The sequence below is a fragment of the Bacillus sp. C-3-6 genome (genome assembly GCF_054509685.1).
In genome coordinates, this window is sequence record NZ_CM137247.1 from 1075409 (window position 1) to 1097530 (window position 22122).

The window sequence follows — 22122 nt, forward strand, 5'->3', positions numbered from 1 at the left end:
AGTCGATATATTCGAAGAATCGCCGATATAAGTTCGCATACCGTGGTTTCCGAACTCTAAACTCCAAAAAATTAAACTAACACATCAAAAGTAGTCACAAAAGAAGGACGAGAGAAAATACTCTTTTGCTGTTCCGCATGTGGATGCGCTGGAGCTTGTCCTTCTGCTTGTGCAGGACGTTTTTTATGAGCATTTTCGAATGAACGTGATTCTGTCCAGTCTTTAAAGTTTTGCTCTGTTTCCCACATCGTTAAGATGACATATGTATCGTTACTTAATGGGCGTAAAACACGGATCGCTTGGAATCCTGGTTCGTTTTCAATAAGGCCTGCGCGGTTTTTAAAGCGGTTTTCAAATACTAGGCGACCTTCGTCTGTGACAGAAATGTTGTTACAAACGATATAGCCAGATTGTCCTTTAAATTCACCGACAGCATCTAGTACGTCATACTGAAGTGAACCTTCTACAGATTCTTCTGTATTTTCTTTATAAAATATATTTTTCTCATCATTTTTTGCAGTGAAATGTGATTGTTCTAGAGGTGTTTCGTATGAAATAATAGCCTTCATTTTAATGCCCCCTTAATAGTTTGTTTCTATTATATCAACTCTCTTAAAAAACTTCGAAGATTATATACATAAAGATACTTCTTTTTCAAATAATAAATGTACCATCATTTGGAAAGAAGGACGATGTATGAAGAAAGTAAAGTGGACTTTATTAGGCGGCGTCGCAACGTTTGTAGTAGCAATTGTACTCTATAAACTTATCGTGTTAGCTGGTGGCTATATGATGGATGAAAAGCAGCTCGTTTTCCACTCTTCATCACGTATTGTTGACCAGAAAGGAAAAGAAATTACGAAATTATACGTAGAAAATAGGGAACTCGTACCAGTCGAGCAAATTCCGAAGTATGTGCAGCAAGCGTTTGTTGCGGTGGAAGATTCCCGTTTTTATGAGCATCAAGGAATTGATTATCCGTCTATATTCCGGGCTCTTTATAAAGATACGTTAGCCGGAGAAAAGGTAGAGGGCGGTAGTACCATTACGCAGCAACTCGCTAAAAATGTCTTTTTAACTCGTGAAAAAACATTTACGCGCAAATTGAAGGAAGTCGCAATTTCTCTTCAATTAGAGCAAAAATATACGAAGCAACAAATTCTTGAAATGTATATGAATCATATTTATTTTGGTCATGGGGCTTACGGTATTCAAGCGGCAGCAAAGTTGTATTTTAATAAAAATGTTGAGGATTTAACAGTAGAGGAAGGGGCAATGCTTGCAGGCCTTCCGAAGTCACCAAACGGATATTCACCGTACTACTCTGCAGAGAAGAGTAAGGAACGCCGCGATCTCGTGTTGTCACTTATGCATAAACAAGGCTATTTGACTGCCGAAGAAAGCGTTCGCTATCAAGGAAAGACAATTGCTCTTTATAAAAACTTAGATGAGAATGAACTCGCATATATGCCGTATATTGATATGGTCATAGATGAAGCCGCTCGTTTATACGGGTTGTCTCATCAAGAGGTACTCCGAGGGGGATATACGTTTGTCGTACCAATGGATGAAAAAATTCAAAAGGTAGCGTATAACCAGTTTCAAGATGCAAGGAATTTTCCTGGGAAAGAAGAGGGGGCTCAAGGTGCATTTTTATTAATGGATAATCGTACGGGAGGGATTAAAGCGGCGATTGGGGGAAGAAAGTACGTCCCGAGAGGATTTAATCGTGTTTTTGCCAAAAGGCAGCCCGGATCTGTTTTAAAACCACTTATCGTTTATGCACCAGCACTAGAAACGAAAAAGTATAATCCGTATTCTTTATTAACAAATGAAAGAAATTCTTTTGAAGGGTATGAACCTCGAAATTATAATCATGAGTATTCAAAAGAAATGACGATGTATGATGCGATTTTAGAGTCGGCAAACGTACCAGCAGTTTCTTTATTAAATGAGTTAGGGGTAGAAGAAGGAAAGCAGTATTTAGAAAAAGGAAATGTCCATATTGCAGATGCTGGTTTAAGTACAGCGCTTGGCGGATTGAAAAATGGCGTTTCAACATTTGATCTTGTAAAAATGTATCGTTCATTTTTAGCAAATGGAAATATTATCGAGCCACACGTTATTGATAAAGTATTAAATAGACACGGTGCAGTCATTGGGGAATCTCCAAAAGTAGAGACGAAAATCTTCTCGAAGCAGACAGCATGGTATATGACGAAAATGTTAGAAGGGGTTGTGAAGGAAGGAACAGCGAGAGTTGGTGTATATAACGGTGCGTTAGCTGGGAAAACAGGTACAACTTCATTGCCAAATGACGATAAGGGAGCAAGAGATATGTGGTTCGTCGGCTATACACCGAACTTAGTAGGCGCTGTTTGGATTGGTTATGACCGTACGGATAAGGAGCATCAGTTGCAAGGAGAAAGTGCATCTGCGACAAAATTATTTAAGAAAATTTTAACGAAGGCTAATGTAGAACATAAAGAGAAGTTTATGAAGCCTGAAGGTGTGGAAACAATCGGTGCTCCGATTCGGCTGCGAAGAATTGAAGATGTAAAAATGAAACTATCATTTAGTCCTTTCGGTTTATTTAAAGCAAAATTAAGCTGGACGCCACTTCCAGATAACAGAATTATGTACCGAATCTATAGAGTGGAGAATGGAATTCATATGCATGTTAGCACTGTAAACGGTGCTGGAGAATATGAGGAAAAGTTCGTTAACATATTTTCAAAACCGAGCTTTTACGTTGTACCATATAATACACAAACGAATCGCGAAGGAGAAAAGTCAAAAGTAGCTAAACCATAGTTTTTCTCTGTGTTATAATAAGAATGTTGTGAAAAAAGTAAGCGTTTTTAAGAATGTTTGTGTCAATTTAATGAACAACGTACATAATATTATGCATTTTGTTTTTACAAGCTGTATAGTAAAAAAAGATAAATATCGAGCGTATTCGAAGCATTGGTAAGGAAGGGAGCAACGGTCTTGGTAAGAACTATAAATGAGACATTTTTAAAAGCATGTAGGGGGGAACGTACCGATTATGTACCAGCATGGTATATGCGTCAAGCAGGTCGTTCACAGCCGGAATATAGAAAGATTAAAGAAAAGTATTCTTTATTTGAAATTACACACAATCCAGAGTTATGTGCTTACGTTACAAAATTGCCGGTTGATCAATATAACGTAGACGCAGCAATTCTTTATAAAGATATTATGTCACCACTACCTGCAATTGGTGTGGACGTAGAAATTAAATCAGGTATTGGCCCAGTTATCGATAATCCAATCCGTTCTTTACAAGACGTAGAAAAACTAGGGGAAATCAATCCAGAAGATGACGTACCGTACATACTAGATACAATTCGTTTATTAACGACAGAAATGTTAGACGTACCGTTAATCGGTTTTTCAGGAGCTCCATTTACATTAGCGAGCTATATGATTGAAGGCGGTCCATCTCGTAACTACCATAATACGAAAGCGTTCATGTATGCAGAGCCAAAAGCTTGGTTCGCTTTAATGGATAAACTAGCAGATATGGTTATTACATATTTAAAAGCGCAAATTAACGCAGGAGCAAAAGCAGTTCAAATTTTCGATTCTTGGGTTGGAACAGTAAATGTAGCAGATTATCGCGTATTTATTAAACCAGCAATGGAGCGTATTTTTGCAGAAGTTCGTAAGATGGGTGTACCGATGATTATGCACGGCGTAGGAGCTGCACACTTAGTGAATGAGTGGCACGACTTACCGCTTGATGTAGTCGGCTTAGACTGGCGCTTACCGATTGAAGAAGCACGTGCACGTGGCGTTCATAAGGCGGTACAAGGTAATATGGACCCTTCATTCTTACTTGCACCATGGTCTGTTATTGAAGAACATGTAAAAGGTATTTTAGATCAAGGGATGAAACAGCCGGGTTATATCTTTAACTTAGGTCACGGTGTATTCCCAGAAGTAAATCCAGATACATTAAAACGTTTAACTACATTTATTCATGAATACTCTAAAGGGCAGTTAGCGAAGTAAAGGAGAATTGCTGTATGAAAAAGAAAATTGGTTTGCTTGTAATGGCATACGGAACGCCATATAAAGAAGAAGATATTGAACGTTACTATACACATATTCGCAGAGGAAGAAAGCCAAGTCCTGAAATGCTGGAAGATTTAACAGAGCGTTACCGTGCAATTGGTGGTATTTCTCCTTTAGCTACTATTACATTAGAGCAAGCTAAGAAGTTAGAGAAGCGTTTAAATGAAGTACAAGATGAAGTAGAGTACCATATGTACCTTGGCTTAAAACATATTGAACCGTTTATTGAAGATGCGGTGAAAGATATGCATAACGACGGAATACAAGATGCAATCGCACTTGTTCTTGCACCTCACTATTCTACGTTTAGCGTGAAATCATACGTTGGACGAGCACAAGAAGAAGCTGAGAAACTTGGAAACTTAACAATTCACGGCATTGATAGCTGGTATAAAGAGCCGAAATTCATCCAGTACTGGGTTGATGCAGTGAAGGGTATATATAACGGTATGTCAGATGCAGAGCGTGAAAAAGCAGTATTAATCGTATCTGCACATAGTTTACCAGAGAAAATTATTGCAATGGGCGATCCATATCCAGATCAATTAAATGAAACAGCGGACTATATCGCGCGCGGAGCTGAAGTAGCAAACTATGCAGTAGGCTGGCAAAGTGCAGGAAACACACCAGATCCTTGGATTGGTCCAGATGTACAAGATTTAACGAGAGAACTAAATGAAAAGCACGGTTATACTTCATTCGTATATGCACCAGTTGGATTTGTTGCGGAACATTTAGAAGTTTTATATGACAACGACTTTGAGTGTAAAGTTGTAACGGATGAAATTGGTGCGAAATATTATCGTCCAGAAATGCCAAATGCATCGGACGCATTTATTGATTGTTTAACAGATGTTGTATTAAAGAAAAAAGAATCTGTACTGTAAGAAGAAAGGGGGAGCCTGCTTGAGGAAAAAAGTTGTGATCGTCGGCGGAGGCATCACTGGATTAACAGCAATGTATAACTTACAAAAAAATATTCATGAAAAAAACTTGCCGATTGATACATTACTTATAGAAGCATCGGGTAAACTTGGCGGAAAAATTCAAACCGTTCGAAAAGATGGATTTACAATTGAGCGCGGACCGGATTCTTTCTTAGCACGAAAAGAAAGTGCAGCTAGATTAGTGAAAGAATTAGGTCTCGGCGATGAAGTTGTAAATAATCAAGCCGGTCAATCATTTATCCTCGTAAACAATCGGTTACATAAAATGCCGAATGGATCAATGATGGGAATTCCAACGCAAATTACGCCGTTTCTATTTTCCGGGCTGTTCTCCCCAATTGGTAAACTAAGAGCTGGCTTTGATTTATTAATGCCGAGGTCAAAGCCAGTATCTGACCAATCACTCGGACAATTTTTCAGACATCGTCTTGGAAATGAAGTGGTTGAAAACTTAATAGAACCGTTACTATCGGGTATTTATGCAGGGGATATTGATGAAATGAGCTTAATGTCAACATTCCCGCAAATGTATCAAATTGAGCAGAAACATCGCAGTATTTCACTCGGTATGCGTACGCTCGCTCCGAAAGAAGAGAAAGCTGAACCGAAAAAGGGAATGTTCCAAACAGTGAAAACAGGTTTAGAATCTATCGTAAAATCTCTCGAAGCAAAGATGCATGAAGGTACGATAATAAAGGGAACTCGCATTGAAAAAATTGCAAAACAGGGTGATGGTTATACGATTACTCTTAGTAACGGAAAAGAAATAGAAGCGGACGCCATCGTAGTGGCAACTTCGCATAAAGTATTGCCGTCCATGTTTGCTCAGTACAAGCAGTTTCGTTTCTTCCGTAATATTCCATCCACATCCGTTGCGAATGTCGCACTTGCTTTCCAAAAGTCCGCAATCCAGCGCGATATTAATGGTACAGGATTTGTCGTATCACGAAATAGCGATTACACTATTACAGCATGTACGTGGACGCATAAAAAATGGCCACATACAACGCCAGAAGGAAAAACACTCCTTCGCTGTTACGTTGGACGTGCTGGTGATGAAGCGGTTGTAGAACAAACTGAAGAAGAACTCGTTCAGCTTGTACTAGAAGATTTAAGAAAGACGATGGATATTACAGAGGATCCAGAGTTTACAATCGTAAGTCGCTGGAAAGAAGCGATGCCCCAATATACAGTAGGTCATAACGAGCGAATGAAAAAGCTCACGACATTTATGGAGAAAGAGTTACCTGGTATATATTTGGCAGGTAGCTCCTATGCTGGTGCTGGACTTTCAGATTGTATTAATCAAGGTGAGGAAGCTGCAAAGCGTGTATTATCTCATTTGGAGAAAGTAATAGATGCTGAATTAATCGCACAATAAACTATAAGAAACGCCTTCAATCATATTGAAGGCGTTTCGTTTATTATATAAAATATTTATTCGCCAATAAACATATATAAGTTATTTGGCTTTATAACGGCATCTCCTGCATAAATAACCCACTCTGTTAAGTTATCAAAATCTAAATGATAACTATTTCCTTCACTCATATCTTTTATAAAATATGGTTCATTAATGAGTATTCCTTGAATGAAATCTTCCGTAATGTTTTGCATTTCAAACCACATATGTTCACTTTTTCCTTCTTCGTAGGAGACATCAAACTTAGCAAGGAAACGAAAATCTTCATTTGATTGTTCAATATGAAAAATGTTGCTGAAATACCCGAAAGTATTTTTCGCATTGTAAGCCATACGAGCCGTTTCACTATTTGTTTTATAGAACATGAGCCCTGTAGCTTCCTCGTGTTCTTTGAAAAAACTTTCAATATATTCTTCTGAAGTATTAAATTTGAATAAGAGAACGGATGGAGATTGATGGTATTCATCTCGGGCATCCATTCCGCCTAAGAATGTATTTTGTGCATCTATTGGTTGTAGTTTCACTTCCTCATCCTCGATTGAAGATAATTGGTCCATACTCGTTTTATGCCCTATATAAGATAATCCTTTTTCCCACGGAACAGCGACTGTATGTATAGAACCTTGCTGACTATGCGCGATAACGATAGGTTCATTCATAGGGACTTGTCCATTCTCAACGGCATTATTAGCAAATGTTTGAAAGAGATCGCCAATGCCGTAGTAGGAAGAAATGCGATTTGGAATAATTAACTCTATTTCAGTTACGCCTGCTCTTAAAAGACCATGTGTATGAAACCAATATTGCGTAGGCTCATCATCTTTATCGTCTTCATAAACAGAATGAATAACGTACAAGTCAGGAATGTCAGGTAATAATTCATTTTCAACGTGATATTCAATATAGCTTGTAGATATCACTTTCATTGCTGCACTTGAATCGATTACAAATAACAAATCTGGGGCGAGATTCCATAAAAACTGTAACTGCTGGAAAAAGCAGTCCAGTACATCGCCTACAAATAGCGTACGAGTGAAAATTTCAGTGCCGAAAGCCACATCTTCAAAATTACGATCTACAATTGTAGAATCTTGTCTATTGTACATTTTATATTCTTCTGGGTCGTTCGCCTCATCAATATGCAGTTCATACGGTATGACTGTTTCACCCATATGTAATTCAACAATAAGGCTTGTCTCATCACTATAAACAATTTTTAACTCATCAACTTTAGTAGCGATAATTTCTAGTCGGTGTTTTAACTGCTCAATTGTAATTCTAGTTGGTATAACAGCAATCATATCTGAAAAATGACGTTCTAATGTTCCATTCATAGCTGCGCGGTATGTTTCTGTTTGCACTTCCATCCAATCACTCCTATTCAAATGAATCCATTTTACATGCCAATCAAATGTCGATATTTTCTGTTTTCTCTCCCTAACATTATAGAGTGCATTTGTAGAAGGTGTAAAATTATTATTTTGTATTATAGTTTGAAAGCTTGTAAATTAAATAAATCTTTTGTAAAATTTGTCGAAATATAGTTCTATATAACGAATCATTTGTTATGATAGAAATGCTGAGAAAATATGAAATAGGGAGAGGAAAATGGCTGTGAAGAAATTGTTAAGCGTCTTTTTATCATTCTTGCTATTGCTTTCATTTACTGGAACTTTAGCGCAAGCAGAAGAAACTGCTTCTATGTCAGTAGAAAAAGCAATTCAAGTATTTAAGCAGCAAGGGAAAACGAAGGGGATTGTGGAAGGATATATTGTTGGATATACGCAAAGTTCTTCTAAATATACGAAGGATCCAGCTAAGTTTGATGATACAAACGTAGCAATTGCAGATTCGCCAAACGAAACGAATCCAGACAAAATCATGCCCGTTCAGTTGCCAAAAGGTGATGTGAGAACGGCAGTGAATGTAAAAGATCACCCTGAAAATATCGGGAAGAAAGTTAGTTTGACTGGGACTCTTGAATTATATTTTAGTAACCCAGGTCTAAAATCAGTAACAGCTTATAAGTTTCAAGGTGAAGGACAAAACTGTGTTAGCGATGTAGTAGCTTCACCGAACGGCGGAGAAGTTGCTAAAGGAACAGCGATAACATTAACGACGAATACAGAAGGGGCAACAATCTACTATACGTTAGATGGCTCTAATCCTACTAATAAAAGTGTTCGTTATAATGGACAAATTGTAATGACTGAAAATAGTGTAGTGAAAGCAATCGCGGAAAAAGAAGGGCTTACTTCTTCAGCAATTTCGACATTTTCATTTATTATCGTAAATAATGAACCAGTTCGTATTCATGACATTCAAGGAAAATCACATATTTCTCCTTACAACGGGAAGAAAGTAAACAATGTGGAAGGCGTTGTCACAGCGCTTGATAAAAACGGCTTTTATATAGAAGATAATCAGCCGGATAATGATCCAGCTACTTCAGAAGGTATTTACGTATATAAAAAAGATGCGAATGTAGCAGTAGGGGATCTTATTCAAGTTGATGGAGTAGTAGAAGAATATGTTGGACCAGGATATGCAGAGCGATTTGAAACAGACTTAACGACGACAGAAATTAAGGCGAGTCGCGTTGCTGTAATCGCAAAAAATCAAACTTTACCAGCACCGATTGTACTTGGAGAAAACGGTGTGAAAATCCCGGACCAGATTATTGATAATGATGCATTTGGTTTATTTGATCCAAATGAAGATGCAATCGACTTCTATGAAAGTATAGAAGGTATGCGTGTTACGATGCCAACACCAAAAATTATTACACCTCAGAAAAACGGGAATTTATATGTAACAGTAAAAAATGGTGGAGATAAAATAGTAACACAATATGGGACACCTCTATTAGATGAAAATCAATTAAACCCAGAGCGTCTTTCTGTAAAAGTACCTCGCGATTATGTAGCAAAAGTAGGAGATACTTTCACTGGAGATATAACAGGGGTAGTAGGATATGATTACGGTTCTTTCCGTATTTCGCCAATAACAGAACTGCCAGCTGTAGTGGATGGTGGATTTAAGCAAGTAGGCGCAAATATTCAGCCACGTCTTGATAAGTTAACGGTTGCTACATATAACATTGAAAACTTCTCAGCGAATAAAAAAGAAACAACAGATGAAAAGGTAAAAGCGTTAGCGTATTCTATTAAATACAACTTAAAAATGCCAGATATTATCGGTGTAGAGGAAATGCAAGATAATAACGGATCAATTAATGACGGTACAACAGATGCGTCATTAAGCGCAAAACGTATCATTGATGCAGTCCTAGAAATTCGTGGACCGAAGTACGAGTATGTAGAAATCGCTCCAAACAATAATCAAGACGGAGGAGCACCAGGAGCGAATATTCGCGTCGGCTTCTTCTATAATCCATCACGCGTGAAATTAGCGACGGTACCAAAGTTACTTGATAAAAATGTTGTTCGTATTGGAGACGAAAATCCATTATTTGAAAGTACCCGTAAACCGTTAGCGGCAGAATTTACGTTCCAAGGACAAAACATTGTTGTCGTTGCAAATCACTTAAACTCAAAACTAGGAGATGCAACGCCATTTGGAAAAGTGCAGCCGCTCGTATTAAAAAGTGAAGACAAACGAATTCAGTTAGCACAAGAAGTAAATCATTTCGTGCAAGGAATTCAGAAAAAGAATACGAATGGACCAGTTGTCGTGTTAGGTGATATGAACGATTTCGAGTTCTCTAAACCACTAAAAGCACTAGAGGGAACAATCTTAAAAGATATGTTAAACACAGTGCCGAAAGAGAATCGTTACACTTACATTCATGAAGGAAATGCACAAGTGTTAGATCATATTTTAGTAACAAACAACATCGCACCGCACACAATTGTAGATCCAGTGCACTTAAACTCAAACATAATGAAAGAGCACGGACGTGTAAGCGACCATGACCCAGTACTTGCTCAAATTGATTTGAAGAAAGCTTCTTAAAGAAAGGAACGCTTAGGTGACTAAGCGTTCTTTTTTTTCATTGTTATAGAATAGTATAAAGAGATGATTCCTTTTTTTGTAATCTAATGATAAAATTAATTGAATATTTAGTTTTTTAAAGGAGGACAACAATGCAGTTACAAATAAATGGAAAGTTAATGAATCAGCTTGCAATTTTTTTTAGTACGATCGTCATGCTTCAGTTTGTAGCTGATATAACAGGACTTACAAGCAATTTAGATATTACGTATAACTTAATTAATATAACAGCTTCTTATATAACATTTAGTTTGGCGGTTATTTTTACTTTAATAGGTGCAAGAAGAGAATTAAGTAAATATGCAATTGTTTCATTATGTTTAGTAGTAGCGATTAAAGCGATTTATTTTGTAGCGGTTGTTATTTTATGGGGATTGGCTGGTACACCGTAAGTGAATAGTAAATAAAACCCTAATTTCCAATATAGTAAGGAAATTAGGGTTTTATTATACTTGAAACGCCTTTCTACACCGCTCTCTTCTTTGCAACCTTCTTCTATATTTTTTTCTATCACGTTTTACTCCTTGTATATACATGATTAAGCTAACGAGGAGGAAGAAGGTACATTGTATTGTCAAAATATATGGCGACATGCCATGCAGCGGCTGCCTTGGATCATATAAATGAATAGGTGCTCCGCCTATTGTAGGGAGTACCGTATTTAGCAGGACGTAAGGAATAGAGGTAGTTGCAAATGGAAATAGAAGCGCCATATAGTCCTTTTGGGACCATGCAGATGCAGCAAGTCCTAAAAGAGCCATCAAACCTGCAAATAAAAAATTAATTCCGATATATACAGCAATGTAAGTGATGGGAGAAGTTTCATATAAGTTTGCGAACATCCCGTTATCATTTATAATGCCTGAACCAGCCGTTGGTACTCCGTCTGGAATGGTTAATTTGCAAAATAATAATGATAAGATGAATGGAAATGTATAAAGAAGTCCGCCGCAAAAAAATGTAACGATATATTTCGTTACTGAATAAGAAAATAAAGAAATTTCTTTACTGACAAACGGTTTAAAACCATCGGACTTATCCGAGTTATAACTTGTACTAAAGGGAAGACTCGCAATAACTGGCATTAATAATAAATAAACATCCATCTCATTACCACGAAATCCAATCCATTTAATATCCGTCGATATAGGTCCATTCGCAGCGTCTCCTAAATAACGAATTACATAATAATAATGATAAATACAAATAAGAACAAATCCACTGAACATAATAATTAAAGAAACACGATTACAAAAAGCTTGCTTTATATTTAAACGAAGCGCACGCATCATGACTGAAAAAGCCTCCACTATTTTGATAAACTTGTCTATTTTCTATATTACTATTAATTGTAAAGATTTTCTTGTTTTTTTATTTGATTATTTGAAAAAGAGGAATTTTGTTGTTGTGAAGTAAGGTTTAGCTGAAATTAATTTTTCTAAAATATGGTTGACAATTAAGTATTACATTTGTAATCTTAATTGTAGATTACAAATGTAATACTTAGGAGTGAAACATACGATGACAAATCAATTACCTAAAATATCTGAAGCGGAATTAGAAATTATGAAAGTACTTTGGTCGAATTCTCCACAAACAGCGAATGAAATTATAGAAGAACTGGAAGATGCAATGGACTGGAAACCGAAAACAATCCGCACATTAATTAATCGATTAGTACAAAAGGAAGCCGTTTCTTACCATCAAGATAAAGGGCGAATGTATGCTTATTATCCGTTAGTATCACAAGATAATTATTTGCAAGTGGAAACGAAATCTTTACTAAAGCGTTTTTGCGGTGCAGCGTTTAAACCGTTACTTGTTAATTTTTTAAAAGAGGAAAAATTGTCTTCAGAAGATATTAATGAACTGAAACGCATTTTAGATGAGAAGACAGAGGAGAATAAGAGGAAGGATCGATAAAAATGATAAACACGCTTATAAATGTATACCTTCCTCATTTTTTTGATTGGCTTATAGAAACGTCACTTATGGCCAGCATATTAGTTGGATTTATTTTATGTATAAAAGTTCTATTTAGAAATAAATTAACCCCCCGATGGCAATATATGCTGTGGATCGTATTAATGATAAGACTCCTTTTACCGTGGTCGCCAGATAGCTCTTATAGCATTTACTCATTACTTTCTTATAGTTCTAGCGTATCGGAAGTTATTCCAAAAAATATGCCGGCTACTGAGAATATAGTGAACATAGAAAGCGATCGAAAAGTGGAATTGGAATCAAATTCTGAAACTGTGACAAAAAATAGTGAACCTGAAGTAAACGCGAGTTCGGAACAACAGACTACATTGTCTTTATACAAAATTGCTTTGTATGTTTGGCTAGCTGGGGTAAACGTATTAGCAGCCATCACGTTTCTTACAAATAGACGTTTATATTCTTACATAAAGAAACAACCGGATATTACGGATGAACAGGCCATTACAGTGTTTAATCGCTGTAAGCAATCTATGAAAACGAAGAAGGCAGTTTCGTTACGTCTAGCGGGAAAGATTGCAAGTCCAACTGTGTTTAGTTTCTTCCGCCCAAAAGTATTACTATCAAAAAAACATATGAAAGTATTAAATGAGCAACAATTACAATATGTCTTTTACCATGAGTTAGCTCATATTAAAAGAAACGACGTAGCTGTAAATTGGATTATGTACAGTTTAATCCTATTAAATTGGTTCAATCCGATTCTTTGGTATGCCTATTTTTGTATGCGAGAAGATCAAGAATTAGCCTGTGATGCATATGCACTTACTTTTATTGATAAAGAGGAGCAAATTGCATACGGTCATACAATTATTACCCTCTTAGAACACTATTCCTATCAAGTACCAAGCCTAGCAAATTTAAGTAGAAATAAACGAACACTAAAAAGGAGAATCATTATGATTAAAAAATTCCAAAAGAAATCGTATTGTCTTTCTTTACTTGGGATTATTGCTATAGTTGCTATAGCATCCCTTTCTTTATTCAACGCACGTACAACGGAAGGAAAAGAAAAGCAAGAGGATAAAGTAGAGCAGTCAAAGGATGCTTTCCAAAATGCTGTAGATATGCTGTATGGTACAGAAGAACATGCGAAAAAAGAATATCATTATTCAGCAAGAGTGTATGAACAAAAGACAGATTATATATATTTAGCTGAAAAGGCTTTAACAAAAGATGAATTCCAGCAGTACATAAAATTATCTAAAGAAATTATTAATATACAGAAAAAAGGGGCTCCGAGAGATTCTGACTACGAGTCAACATTTTTTAGAGAAGAGCGTTTATCAAAAGCCGATCGTGACAAATTATATGCACTTTATGATCAAGCAAAACCATTTGATGACAAAGTGCATGAATCTTTAAATTATACGGTTAAGGAAGCGCAGGAACATGTTGATTTTCAAATTAAGAAGCCGACGTACACAATTGAAGGATACAATCTGAAGAATGAAAATGTAAGTTATTTTATTAAGAGAAGACCTGAATTAATTATTAATTTAGAATATACAAACAGGAAAGGAAATTATACAATTTCTCAATCGCAAGTTTTTGGGAAAAGCAAAGACCCATTTAGCCACCAGTTTATAGTGCCTGAAAATATAGAAAAGTACGAACTAGAAGGGAATCAAATATTCTATGCTACTCATCACTCGGATAGTAATTTACAAGGTATGAAGATGATTGTTCCAGCAAAAGGGAAAGATAGTGCATATCAAATTGTCATTATTAATCATAGTTTAGAGAAGCAAGGAGAAGCAGTATTTGATAAGAATGTAAATAAAGAAGAGCTAGAGAAGGTTATGCTTTCTATGTTGAAATAATAAAAAGGTGTTCTTAAGATGTATATCTCAAGAACACCTTTTCCTTTTCTCTTTTCTTCTGATAAACTATGGACAGTATGATATACACTGACTGGAATTTTTTTATACTGGAAATAATAAAAAGAGAACTTGTATAGAATGTAAGCGTGTGGTAATATCAAAGATGTACTGATTGACTATATTATCCAATTGGTCATTTTTGGAGGTGACAATGTGGCGATAGATCGAAAACGTTCTATTATTGAAGCTGCAACAAAGTCTTTTTCAGCGTTCGGTTATAAAGCAACAACGATGGATCAAGTAGCGAAGTTAGCGAATGTAGGAAAAGGAACGATTTATACTTTTTTCAAAAATAAAGAAGAGCTATTTGGTGAAATTATTTCTAATTTAATTACAGAAATGAAGCAAGTTGCAGAAAATGCAATTCGTTCAGATGTTTCATTTTTTGAAAATGTACATAGAGCATTATATAGCATCTTGGAATTTAGAAAAGAACATCAGCTCATGATTAAATTAATTCAAGAAGAGCGCGATATGGGAACGAAAGAAGTACAAGAAGTTATGCAACAAGTTGATGTGGAAATCGTTTCTGTTATTCAATCGTATTTAAAGATTGCGATTGAAAAAGGTGAAATTAGCAAATGTGATCCAGAAATTACAGCATTTATTATGCTTCGTCTATATGTATCGCTTATTTTTGATTGGGAAAAAAATCATGAACCGCTAGAAAAAGAAAAAATTGCAGAGTTATTTGAACTTTATTTACTAAAAGGATTGTCAAACTAAGATAATCCTTTTAATTTTATAAAAAATGACCAAATGAACAATGTGGTCATATATTTAAGTTAAGGGGGGATATAGAAAAATTATAATCATAATGAGAAAAAGTTGCATAGTAATAAATTCGGGGATAAGGCATATGTATGAACAAGTATAGCCTTTTTGTTTGGGTAAAAATGACCATATGAACATTTTGGTCATTTTATAAAAGGGGGAGAAATTATGAAAGGGAATCAGTTACTTCGGAAAGAGTTCACGGAAATTATAAAAAGTAAAAAAATATTAATTCCAATTATTGCGGTCTTATTCGTACCGATTTTATATGCAGGGATGTTTTTGTGGGCCTTTTGGGATCCGTATAAACAGTTAGATGACTTACCAGTTGCAGTAGTCAATTTAGATAAAGGCGCAGTATTTGATGGGAAACCAATTGAGGTCGGAAAAGGGCTCGTTGATAATTTAAAAGATAATAAAAGTTTTAAATGGGAGTTCGTAAGTGAAAAAGAAGCAAAGAAAGGAATGGAAGGTAGAAAGTATTACATGTTAGTGCGCATTCCAGATGACTTCTCAAGTAACGCAACAACGTTACTAAAAGACAATCCAAAGCCATTAAACTTAGAGTACATTCCAAACGAAAGTTTAAACTTCTTATCTTCACAAATTGGAGGAACAGCCATTGAAAAGATTAAAACTGAAGTATCAAGCACGTTAACGAAAACATATGCAGAGAAAATGTTCGATTCTATTAAAGACGTCTCAAAAGGATTAGCAGATGGAGCGGAAGGGGCAAGTAAACTACACGACGGATCAAGTGAATTACATGATGGTTCAAGTAAAGTGACGGATGGCCTTCATACACTTCAAGGGAAATCTGGGGAGATACAGACAGGTGTAGGGAAACTATTTGATGGATCTGGGAAAGTAACAGCAGGTTTAAATACGTTAAATAGCAAAACAGGTGAAATGCAAATAGGTATTGGGAAATTAGTAGATGGGTCAGGAAAAGTAACGAACGGTTTAAATACGTTAAATAGTAAAACAAGTGAGATGCAAGCAGGTATCGGAAAATTAGTAGATGGATCAGGAAAAGTAACAGACGGTTTAAATACGTTAAATAGCAAAACGGGTGAAATGCAAAAAGGAATTGGTGAATTGCATGATGGATCTGAGAAAGTGACCGGTGGTTTGAACAAATTAGTAAGTAAATCCGGTGAATTAAAAACAGGAACAACTGATCTATCAAATGGTATGGGGAAACTTGTTGAAGGGCAAAGTCAATTAGAAAAAGGGTCTCGAGAAATTCAAAAGGGATTGCAAGATTTAAATAGTAACGTACAAAAGTCTGCTGCAGGCTTAGAGGAAATGCAGTCGAAAGTTCCTTCTATATTGAGTACAGTAAATGAGAAAATAGATGCGGCTGGGGCGAATGTAAATCAGTTAAATGAACTTACGCAATCAACAGCAGGAGATGCAAAAAATGCAGCGCAAGAGGTAGTAATTTTACAAAAGCAAATTGAAAGTTTACCAAAAGAATATCAAGAGCAATTACAACCATTCATAGCAAGTGCTGTAAAAAGTACAGCGACAGTTCAGCAAAAAGCTGCCGGAGTAGCAGGTGGAACAAATAAATTAAATGAAGAAGTAAAACAATTAAAAAGCGAAATAAATCAAAAAACAGGTGATGGACAAAGCAAACTGCCGAATGCAGCGGAATTACAATCCTTAACTGCTGGTATTGAGCAATTATCCAGTGCACAAAAAGGATTTGTTGAAAAATTCCAAGGGTTTGGTGCGAAGTTAAATACTGCTAAAGAAGGCGCAAATAAATTTAAAAACGAGTCTGGTCAATTAATAGATGCGATAAATCAATTAGCAGATGGCTCTGGTCAAGTAACAACAGGCTTAGACACATTATCTGCAGGAGCAAATCAAATGGCAGGTGGTGTAAATCAATTAGCAGATGGATCAAGCCAAGTAACAGGCGGCCTAGGTCAATTATCTGCAGGAGCAAACCAAATGGCAGGTGGAGTAAATCAATTAGCAGATGGATCAAACCAAGTAACAGGCGGTTTAGGTACATTATCTGTAGGCGCAAATCAAATGGCAGGTGGAGTAAATCAATTAGCAGATGGCTCCGGTCAAGTAACAACAGGCTTAGGTACATTATCAAATGGCTCAACCCAGCTAATCGACGGCGTAAATAAACTAGCAGACGGATCAGGAAAAGTAACTGATGGACTAGTGAAAGTAAACGATGGTTCAGGTGAACTTGCTGAGAAACTTGGTGAAGGGGCAGAAAAAACTGGTGAAGTAAAAGGAACAGATAAAACGTATGATATGTTTGCAAGCCCTGTAAAGGTGAAGACGGAGAAAATGGCGGAAGTTCCAAACTACGGAACTGGATTTACACCGTACTTCTTATCACTTGGTTTATTCGTTGGGGCTCTACTATTATCAATCGTATACCCATTACGTGATACAGTAGGCGTTCCAAAATCAGAATTTAGCTGGTTTATTAGTAAGTTCGGTGTTTTATTATCAGTCGGTATTATTCAAGCAATAGTAGCAGATGTCATATTACTGTTCGGATTGGGTGTAGAAGTACAAAGCATTCCATACTTCATACTCTTTAGCATCATTACAAGTTTAGCGTTTATCGCATTAATTCAATGTTTAGTAACAGCATTCGGTGATGCAGGGCGTTTTATCGCCATCATAACATTAATTATGCAGCTTACAACAAGTGCTGGAACATTCCCACTAGAGTTGATTCCGAAGTTTTTACAACCATTTCATGCTTGGTTACCGATGACATACTCTGTATCAGGATTTAAAGCAGTCGTATCAAGTGGAGACTTTAACTTTATGTGGCAAAACATAGGAGTACTCATGATTTTTATCTTTGTATTATCACTTGGAACGATCGTTTCCTTAACTTTGATGCACAAACGAAAATTTAAAAATGTGGTTGAAAATCAATCGGTTGAAGCGTAGAAAAAAGCACCTTTTTGGTGCTTTTTTCTTTTAATAGAGGGCATCTTTTCCTTAGTTCATCTATAAATCTTTCTAAAAGCTATAGAAACGAAAGAAAAGGAATTACAACAATTTACAGAGAAACATAGGGTAGAGGAGCTGATATGATAAGAGGAAATCTTACTTATTATTTTATCGTAAATCCGCTAATAATCTTTCTTGTTTACGCCCTTTCACCTATCTTGTTTCATAAAGAAAAATATACAAGTATGAAAGATGCAATAGGGATACTTGTATCTTACTATGTGTTAATTAGTGGATATTACTTTATTGATATTTTAAGTGAAAAAATAAAGAAAAACGGTAAAGAAAAACAATAAAGTTGTATTACATAAAAGCTGATGGAGGACAACAAAATGACTGAAAGTGAAATGAAATTTAGGGATACGACCATTCGTAACTTTTTCGATAAAGAGGATCGTTTAAAATCGATTCCAGGTCAAAAAAAGAAAAAACTAGTATTGTTAGAGCATTTAGTTAGCAAGTTAAATGCTGAAAATCAATATACAGAAAAAGAAATTAATACATTTATAAAACAATATCATGATGATTTTTGTACAATTAGACGTGAATTTATTGTACATAGGTTTATGGATAGAGAGGATAATATGTACCGTATAAACGGGAGAGAAGTTTGGACGAAGTGGGAGGAGTTAAAATAATGAATCAGCGAGGGGATCCCCGCTGATTATAAGCCTGTGCTAGTCTTGCTGTTTCTTTGTAGTAAGTCTATGAACGCTTCAACATTCGAACTTGTAATGTATCCAAGCGTTATATATTCATCTTCATAGTAAAATATTATTTTTTTGTCAAAGATTCTTCTCTTCGTTTCTATGGATAGAATTTTTTCATAATCAAATTCGGCAATGAATGTGTTTTTATATTGGCTAAAAAAGAGAAGTCTTTGATTAGTAGCAAGTAACATGCCAGGATACGGGACTTTATGCGTAATCATATAGCCAGTAAGTGAACATTTTAAAGTAGATAAAACCTTTTCTTCTTTATGTAATAGTTGTTTTGCAGCTGTTAAGATTGGATTCATTGCATACATTCCTTTTATTTTGATGTATGAATATTGTATCAAGAGTAAAAAGATTCTCAATATGTAATATTGCATATTGGGCGTTTTATAGTTGTAATATTATTTTTCAAAAGAAAAAGTACGAGGTGATTCAATGATACGGTTAGTAAAAGAGAGTGATGCAGAAGCAATTATGAATATTAGAAAAGAAATTATATTATCGGAAACTACTACAAAATTTTTCATAGTATCCCCAAAGAAGTTACCGAATGATATGAATGCAGAAAGAGAAAAGATACGGAAAAGTAATGAGAAAGGTAATCTTTATATCGTGTATGAAGTAGATGGGAAGGTAGTTGGATTTTTAATTTTCAACCGATATGAACTAGAACGGTTACAACACGCAGGCACAATGGGAATGGGGATTAAAGAGGCGTATTGTAATCAAGGCATAGGCACGAAATTAATTGAATTTCTTATTAGTTGGGCGAAAGGGCAGAAAGGTTTAGAAAAAATTTGTTTAGGTGTAGTTTCTGTTAATGATCGGGCAATTAAAGTGTACAAACGTATGGGCTTTGTAGAAGAAGGCAGACAACGAAAGCAAATTAAATATGAGGATGGATCATATGGAGATGACGTATTGATGGGGTTTTATATTGAATAAAGGATATATGGTATTAAGAAAAGGAATGTACATAACGTAAATTTCTAAAAGCAGTATATTGCCCCTGCATTAACAGACTTTTACCTATGTATAATATTAATATAGTAAAATCATAACAACCGATATTGCAGTTTCCAATAATATACTATATAATCAATTTAAGAAAACGTTTTCATGCAAAGGGGGAGAATTTCGTGTCGACTATAGAGGACGTGGCGAAATTAGCGGGGTTATCAAGGACAACGGTTTCTAGGGTGATTAATAATCATCCATATGTTTCAGATGAGAAGAAAAAAAGGGTTCAATTAGCAATGAAGCATTTAGGCTTCGTTCCTAATTCTGCGGCGAGAAGGCTTCGTAAACAAAAAACGGAAACAATTGCGGTGCTAGTTCCAAGGATTACAAATCCTTTCTTCAGTAGATTTATCGAAGCAATCGAGATTGCTGCTTCTGAACATAAATATAAACTGATTATTTGTCAAACAAGATATTTACCGGAAAAAGAGATGGAGTATTTACAATTATTATCTACGAAGCAAGTAGATGGGATTATTCTATGTTCACTAGAAAATCCGTGGGAAGATGTAGAGCCATACTTACAGCACGGTCCAATCGTGTTGTGTAATGAATATATTGAGGAAGCAAATATTCCAACAGTGAAGTTTGATCATGCGCAAGGAGCATACATAGCTGCGAAGCATGTGTTAGATCAAGGATATCGTAATCTTATTTTTTGCCGTGGTAACGAAACCAAAGTCGTTAGCCAGCAGCGAAAAATGGGCTTTTTACGTGCAATAACTGAGAAGAGCCGCCAAGTAGAAGCGATTGACTTTCTTGAAAACGCTTTCTCTTGGGAAGATGGAAAACGAATATTCCATGAAGTGTTAAAGGACAAAAAAAATCCTACCGCGATTTTGGCAGGAGGCGATGAGGTAGCAGCTGGAATTATCTCAGAGGCGAAACGCCATAACTGGAGCATTCCAGATGATCTCGCTGTTATCGGTTTTGATAATCAAATATTATCGCAGATTACAGAACCAGGTATTACGACAATTGAACAGCCAATTGATGAAATGGCCCGAAAAGTTGTCGACCTAATGATGGATAAAATCCATACGAAAAATTATCGAAAAAAAGAATTGTATGAGTTTGAACTGGAGCTCTTGGTGAAAGGTTCAACGATGAAGGATAAGATGTTATTAGCCTAGTAGACTATGTCTGCTAGGTTTTTTTATGTTCACAAACTACTATTCTTCGTGAACGCAATCGTCACATTTGTTATGGTATGCTTCGTGCTGCTCATCAATTTCTTTCCCACAGTGCGCACAAGTTTTCGTCGGTAAATTTCTGAAAAACTCCATTGGTTGATCGATCATGTCAATCCCTCCATTTCCATTTCTTACTATCATTGTATTAGTACAAAAAATAAAAGTCAACAACTGTTTTATAACAAAATTGAAAATTAATGAAAAAGTTTAGGAAATGGATTATAGTTAACAATGTAGGATGTAAGTAAAAAACTTTCTCAAGTACGGAGAAAAACTGCATTCCTACTCGGTTTTAGAAAGGATGGATACATATGAAAATGACTGTTGTCGGCTTTTGGGGCGGCTTTCCAGAAGCGGGAGAAGCAACGTCGGGGTATTTGTTTGAACACGATGGTTTTCGTTTACTTGTAGACTGTGGTAGTGGTGTACTAGCACAGCTTCAAAAATATATAACACCATCTCATATAGATGCAGTTGTACTGTCACACTATCATCACGATCATGTTGCGGACATTGGGGTATTGCAATATGCGAGATTAATTACGAGTGCGACAACAAGGCAACTACCGGAATTACCAATATACGGTCATACGTTTGACGAGAATGGATTCCATTCTTTAACACATGAACCACATACGAAAGGAATCGCGTACAATCCAGAAGAAACACTTCAAGTTGGACCGTTCTCGATTTCGTTCTTAAAAACTGTTCATCCTGTTACATGCTTTGCGATGCGTATTACAGCTGGAGATGATGCTGTAGTATACAGCGCTGATTCAAGTTATATTCCTGAATTCATTCCATTCACGAAAGATGCTAATCTTTTCATTTGTGAGTGTAATATGTATGCACATCAAGAGGCTGCAAAAGCAGGGCATATGAATAGTACAGAAGTAGCAAGTATTGCAAAAGATGCGAATGTAAAAGAACTTTTATTAACGCACTTACCGCATACAGGCAACCCATCTGATTTAGTAACAGAAGCAAAACAAATTTTCAGTGGCCATATTACGCTAGCGCATAGTGGCTACGTATGGAACTCATGAG

20 protein-coding genes are annotated in these 22122 nt (G+C 36.0%); 15 read left to right on the forward strand and 5 right to left on the reverse strand.

Annotated features, from left to right (window positions below):
* Nucleotides 1–71 precede the first annotated feature (71 nt).
* Nucleotides 72–569 carry a heme-degrading monooxygenase HmoB gene (gene hmoB / locus ACW0JX_RS05510; RefSeq protein ID WP_459245473.1) on the reverse strand — a complete coding sequence of 166 codons (498 nt, stop codon included), beginning with the start codon at nt 567–569 and terminating at the stop codon, nt 72–74.
* A 127-nt stretch (nt 570–696) separates the two neighbouring features.
* Here hmoB and ACW0JX_RS05515 point away from each other — a divergent pair, with 127 nt between their 5' ends.
* The 4 genes from ACW0JX_RS05515 to hemY all read left to right on the forward strand — a co-directional run bounded on the left by ACW0JX_RS05515 (nt 697) and on the right by hemY (nt 6429).
* Entirely contained in the window at nt 697–2814 is a 2118-nt protein-coding gene (locus ACW0JX_RS05515) for a transglycosylase domain-containing protein (protein ID WP_459245474.1), read from the forward strand.
* Between the two features lie 177 nt (nt 2815–2991).
* Nucleotides 2992–4038 (forward strand): uroporphyrinogen decarboxylase, encoded by a 1047-nt coding sequence (hemE, locus tag ACW0JX_RS05520; RefSeq protein ID WP_000252605.1) that lies wholly within the window; start codon nt 2992–2994, stop codon nt 4036–4038.
* Between the two features lie 14 nt (nt 4039–4052).
* Nucleotides 4053–4988, forward strand: coding sequence for a ferrochelatase (hemH, locus tag ACW0JX_RS05525; RefSeq protein WP_000726775.1), 936 nt, complete (start codon nt 4053–4055; stop codon nt 4986–4988).
* A gap of 19 nt (nt 4989–5007) precedes the next feature.
* Entirely contained in the window at nt 5008–6429 is a 1422-nt protein-coding gene (gene hemY, locus ACW0JX_RS05530; protein ID WP_459245475.1) for a protoporphyrinogen oxidase, read from the forward strand.
* 56 nt (nt 6430–6485) lie between these two features.
* On the opposite strand, the gene ACW0JX_RS05535 is transcribed toward hemY, so the two are convergent.
* Nucleotides 6486–7838 carry a DUF4026 domain-containing protein gene (locus tag ACW0JX_RS05535; RefSeq protein WP_459245476.1) on the reverse strand — a complete coding sequence of 451 codons (1353 nt, stop codon included), beginning with the start codon at nt 7836–7838 and terminating at the stop codon, nt 6486–6488.
* Nucleotides 7839–8079: 241 nt separating this feature from the next.
* On the opposite strand from ACW0JX_RS05535, the gene ACW0JX_RS05540 reads away from it, so the two are divergent.
* Both ACW0JX_RS05540 and ACW0JX_RS05545 read left to right on the forward strand, forming a co-directional pair.
* Nucleotides 8080–10446 (forward strand): DUF6359 domain-containing protein, encoded by a 2367-nt coding sequence (locus ACW0JX_RS05540; protein ID WP_459245477.1) that lies wholly within the window; start codon nt 8080–8082, stop codon nt 10444–10446.
* 131 nt (nt 10447–10577) lie between these two features.
* Nucleotides 10578–10877, forward strand: coding sequence for a hypothetical protein (locus tag ACW0JX_RS05545; RefSeq protein ID WP_459245478.1), 300 nt, complete (start codon nt 10578–10580; stop codon nt 10875–10877).
* Between the two features lie 54 nt (nt 10878–10931).
* On the opposite strand, the gene ACW0JX_RS05550 is transcribed toward ACW0JX_RS05545, so the two are convergent.
* On the reverse strand, nt 10932–11777 hold the full coding sequence (locus ACW0JX_RS05550; RefSeq protein WP_053565064.1) for a hypothetical protein: 846 nt from the start codon (nt 11775–11777) through the stop codon (nt 10932–10934).
* Between the two features lie 229 nt (nt 11778–12006).
* On the opposite strand from ACW0JX_RS05550, the gene ACW0JX_RS05555 reads away from it, so the two are divergent.
* The 6 genes from ACW0JX_RS05555 (at nt 12007) to ACW0JX_RS05580 (ending at nt 18784) form a co-directional block, all read left to right on the forward strand.
* Nucleotides 12007–12408 (forward strand): BlaI/MecI/CopY family transcriptional regulator, encoded by a 402-nt coding sequence (locus tag ACW0JX_RS05555; RefSeq protein ID WP_000184503.1) that lies wholly within the window; start codon nt 12007–12009, stop codon nt 12406–12408.
* Nucleotides 12409–12410: 2 nt separating this feature from the next.
* Nucleotides 12411–14309 carry a M56 family metallopeptidase gene (locus tag ACW0JX_RS05560; protein WP_459245479.1) on the forward strand — a complete coding sequence of 633 codons (1899 nt, stop codon included), beginning with the start codon at nt 12411–12413 and terminating at the stop codon, nt 14307–14309.
* Between the two features lie 213 nt (nt 14310–14522).
* On the forward strand, nt 14523–15095 hold the full coding sequence (locus ACW0JX_RS05565; RefSeq protein WP_000963378.1) for a TetR/AcrR family transcriptional regulator: 573 nt from the start codon (nt 14523–14525) through the stop codon (nt 15093–15095).
* 216 nt (nt 15096–15311) lie between these two features.
* Nucleotides 15312–18083, forward strand: coding sequence for a YhgE/Pip family protein (locus tag ACW0JX_RS05570; RefSeq protein ID WP_459245480.1), 2772 nt, complete (start codon nt 15312–15314; stop codon nt 18081–18083).
* Nucleotides 18084–18226: 143 nt separating this feature from the next.
* A complete protein-coding gene (locus ACW0JX_RS05575) occupies nt 18227–18442 on the forward strand; it encodes a hypothetical protein (protein WP_459245481.1) in 216 nt (71 codons plus the stop codon).
* Between the two features lie 36 nt (nt 18443–18478).
* The gene (locus ACW0JX_RS05580; protein ID WP_000140298.1) at nt 18479–18784 is read left to right on the forward strand and encodes a DUF2087 domain-containing protein; all 306 of its coding nucleotides are present in this window, start codon (nt 18479–18481) and stop codon (nt 18782–18784) included.
* A 26-nt stretch (nt 18785–18810) separates the two neighbouring features.
* On the opposite strand, the gene ACW0JX_RS05585 is transcribed toward ACW0JX_RS05580, so the two are convergent.
* On the reverse strand, nt 18811–19164 hold the full coding sequence (locus ACW0JX_RS05585; protein WP_001068226.1) for a PH domain-containing protein: 354 nt from the start codon (nt 19162–19164) through the stop codon (nt 18811–18813).
* A 133-nt stretch (nt 19165–19297) separates the two neighbouring features.
* Here ACW0JX_RS05585 and ACW0JX_RS05590 point away from each other — a divergent pair, with 133 nt between their 5' ends.
* Both ACW0JX_RS05590 and ACW0JX_RS05595 read left to right on the forward strand, forming a co-directional pair.
* Nucleotides 19298–19807 carry a GNAT family N-acetyltransferase gene (locus tag ACW0JX_RS05590; protein ID WP_089170570.1) on the forward strand — a complete coding sequence of 170 codons (510 nt, stop codon included), beginning with the start codon at nt 19298–19300 and terminating at the stop codon, nt 19805–19807.
* Nucleotides 19808–20001: 194 nt separating this feature from the next.
* Nucleotides 20002–21015 (forward strand): LacI family DNA-binding transcriptional regulator, encoded by a 1014-nt coding sequence (locus tag ACW0JX_RS05595; RefSeq protein WP_000103715.1) that lies wholly within the window; start codon nt 20002–20004, stop codon nt 21013–21015.
* Nucleotides 21016–21054: 39 nt separating this feature from the next.
* Here the strand turns inward: ACW0JX_RS05595 and yhfH are convergent, their stop codons facing one another.
* Complete coding sequence (yhfH, locus tag ACW0JX_RS05600; RefSeq protein WP_000567010.1) at nt 21055–21183, reverse strand: protein YhfH; 129 nt, start codon at nt 21181–21183, stop codon at nt 21055–21057.
* A 203-nt stretch (nt 21184–21386) separates the two neighbouring features.
* On the opposite strand from yhfH, the gene ACW0JX_RS05605 reads away from it, so the two are divergent.
* On the forward strand, nt 21387–22121 hold the full coding sequence (locus ACW0JX_RS05605) for an MBL fold metallo-hydrolase (protein WP_095691263.1): 735 nt from the start codon (nt 21387–21389) through the stop codon (nt 22119–22121).
* Nucleotide 22122 lies beyond the last annotated feature (1 nt).

What these genes read in the sequence shown, in the direction of transcription:
- hmoB (WP_459245473.1), bottom strand. Translation starts at nt 569, where the DNA reads ATGAAGGCTATTATTTCATACGAAACACCTCTAGAACAATCACATTTC.
- ACW0JX_RS05515 (WP_459245474.1), top strand. Translation starts at nt 697, where the DNA reads ATGAAGAAAGTAAAGTGGACTTTATTAGGCGGCGTCGCAACGTTTGTA.
- hemH (WP_000726775.1), top strand. Translation starts at nt 4,053, where the DNA reads ATGAAAAAGAAAATTGGTTTGCTTGTAATGGCATACGGAACGCCATAT.
- ACW0JX_RS05535 (WP_459245476.1), bottom strand. Translation starts at nt 7,838, where the DNA reads ATGGAAGTGCAAACAGAAACATACCGCGCAGCTATGAATGGAACATTA.
- ACW0JX_RS05540 (WP_459245477.1), top strand. Translation starts at nt 8,080, where the DNA reads ATGGCTGTGAAGAAATTGTTAAGCGTCTTTTTATCATTCTTGCTATTG.
- ACW0JX_RS05545 (WP_459245478.1), top strand. Translation starts at nt 10,578, where the DNA reads ATGCAGTTACAAATAAATGGAAAGTTAATGAATCAGCTTGCAATTTTT.
- ACW0JX_RS05550 (WP_053565064.1), bottom strand. Translation starts at nt 11,777, where the DNA reads ATGATGCGTGCGCTTCGTTTAAATATAAAGCAAGCTTTTTGTAATCGT.
- ACW0JX_RS05555 (WP_000184503.1), top strand. Translation starts at nt 12,007, where the DNA reads ATGACAAATCAATTACCTAAAATATCTGAAGCGGAATTAGAAATTATG.
- ACW0JX_RS05560 (WP_459245479.1), top strand. Translation starts at nt 12,411, where the DNA reads ATGATAAACACGCTTATAAATGTATACCTTCCTCATTTTTTTGATTGG.
- ACW0JX_RS05570 (WP_459245480.1), top strand. Translation starts at nt 15,312, where the DNA reads ATGAAAGGGAATCAGTTACTTCGGAAAGAGTTCACGGAAATTATAAAA.
- ACW0JX_RS05575 (WP_459245481.1), top strand. Translation starts at nt 18,227, where the DNA reads ATGATAAGAGGAAATCTTACTTATTATTTTATCGTAAATCCGCTAATA.
- ACW0JX_RS05580 (WP_000140298.1), top strand. Translation starts at nt 18,479, where the DNA reads ATGACTGAAAGTGAAATGAAATTTAGGGATACGACCATTCGTAACTTT.
- ACW0JX_RS05585 (WP_001068226.1), bottom strand. Translation starts at nt 19,164, where the DNA reads ATGAATCCAATCTTAACAGCTGCAAAACAACTATTACATAAAGAAGAA.
- ACW0JX_RS05590 (WP_089170570.1), top strand. Translation starts at nt 19,298, where the DNA reads ATGATACGGTTAGTAAAAGAGAGTGATGCAGAAGCAATTATGAATATT.
- yhfH (WP_000567010.1), bottom strand. Translation starts at nt 21,183, where the DNA reads ATGATCGATCAACCAATGGAGTTTTTCAGAAATTTACCGACGAAAACT.
- ACW0JX_RS05605 (WP_095691263.1), top strand. Translation starts at nt 21,387, where the DNA reads ATGAAAATGACTGTTGTCGGCTTTTGGGGCGGCTTTCCAGAAGCGGGA.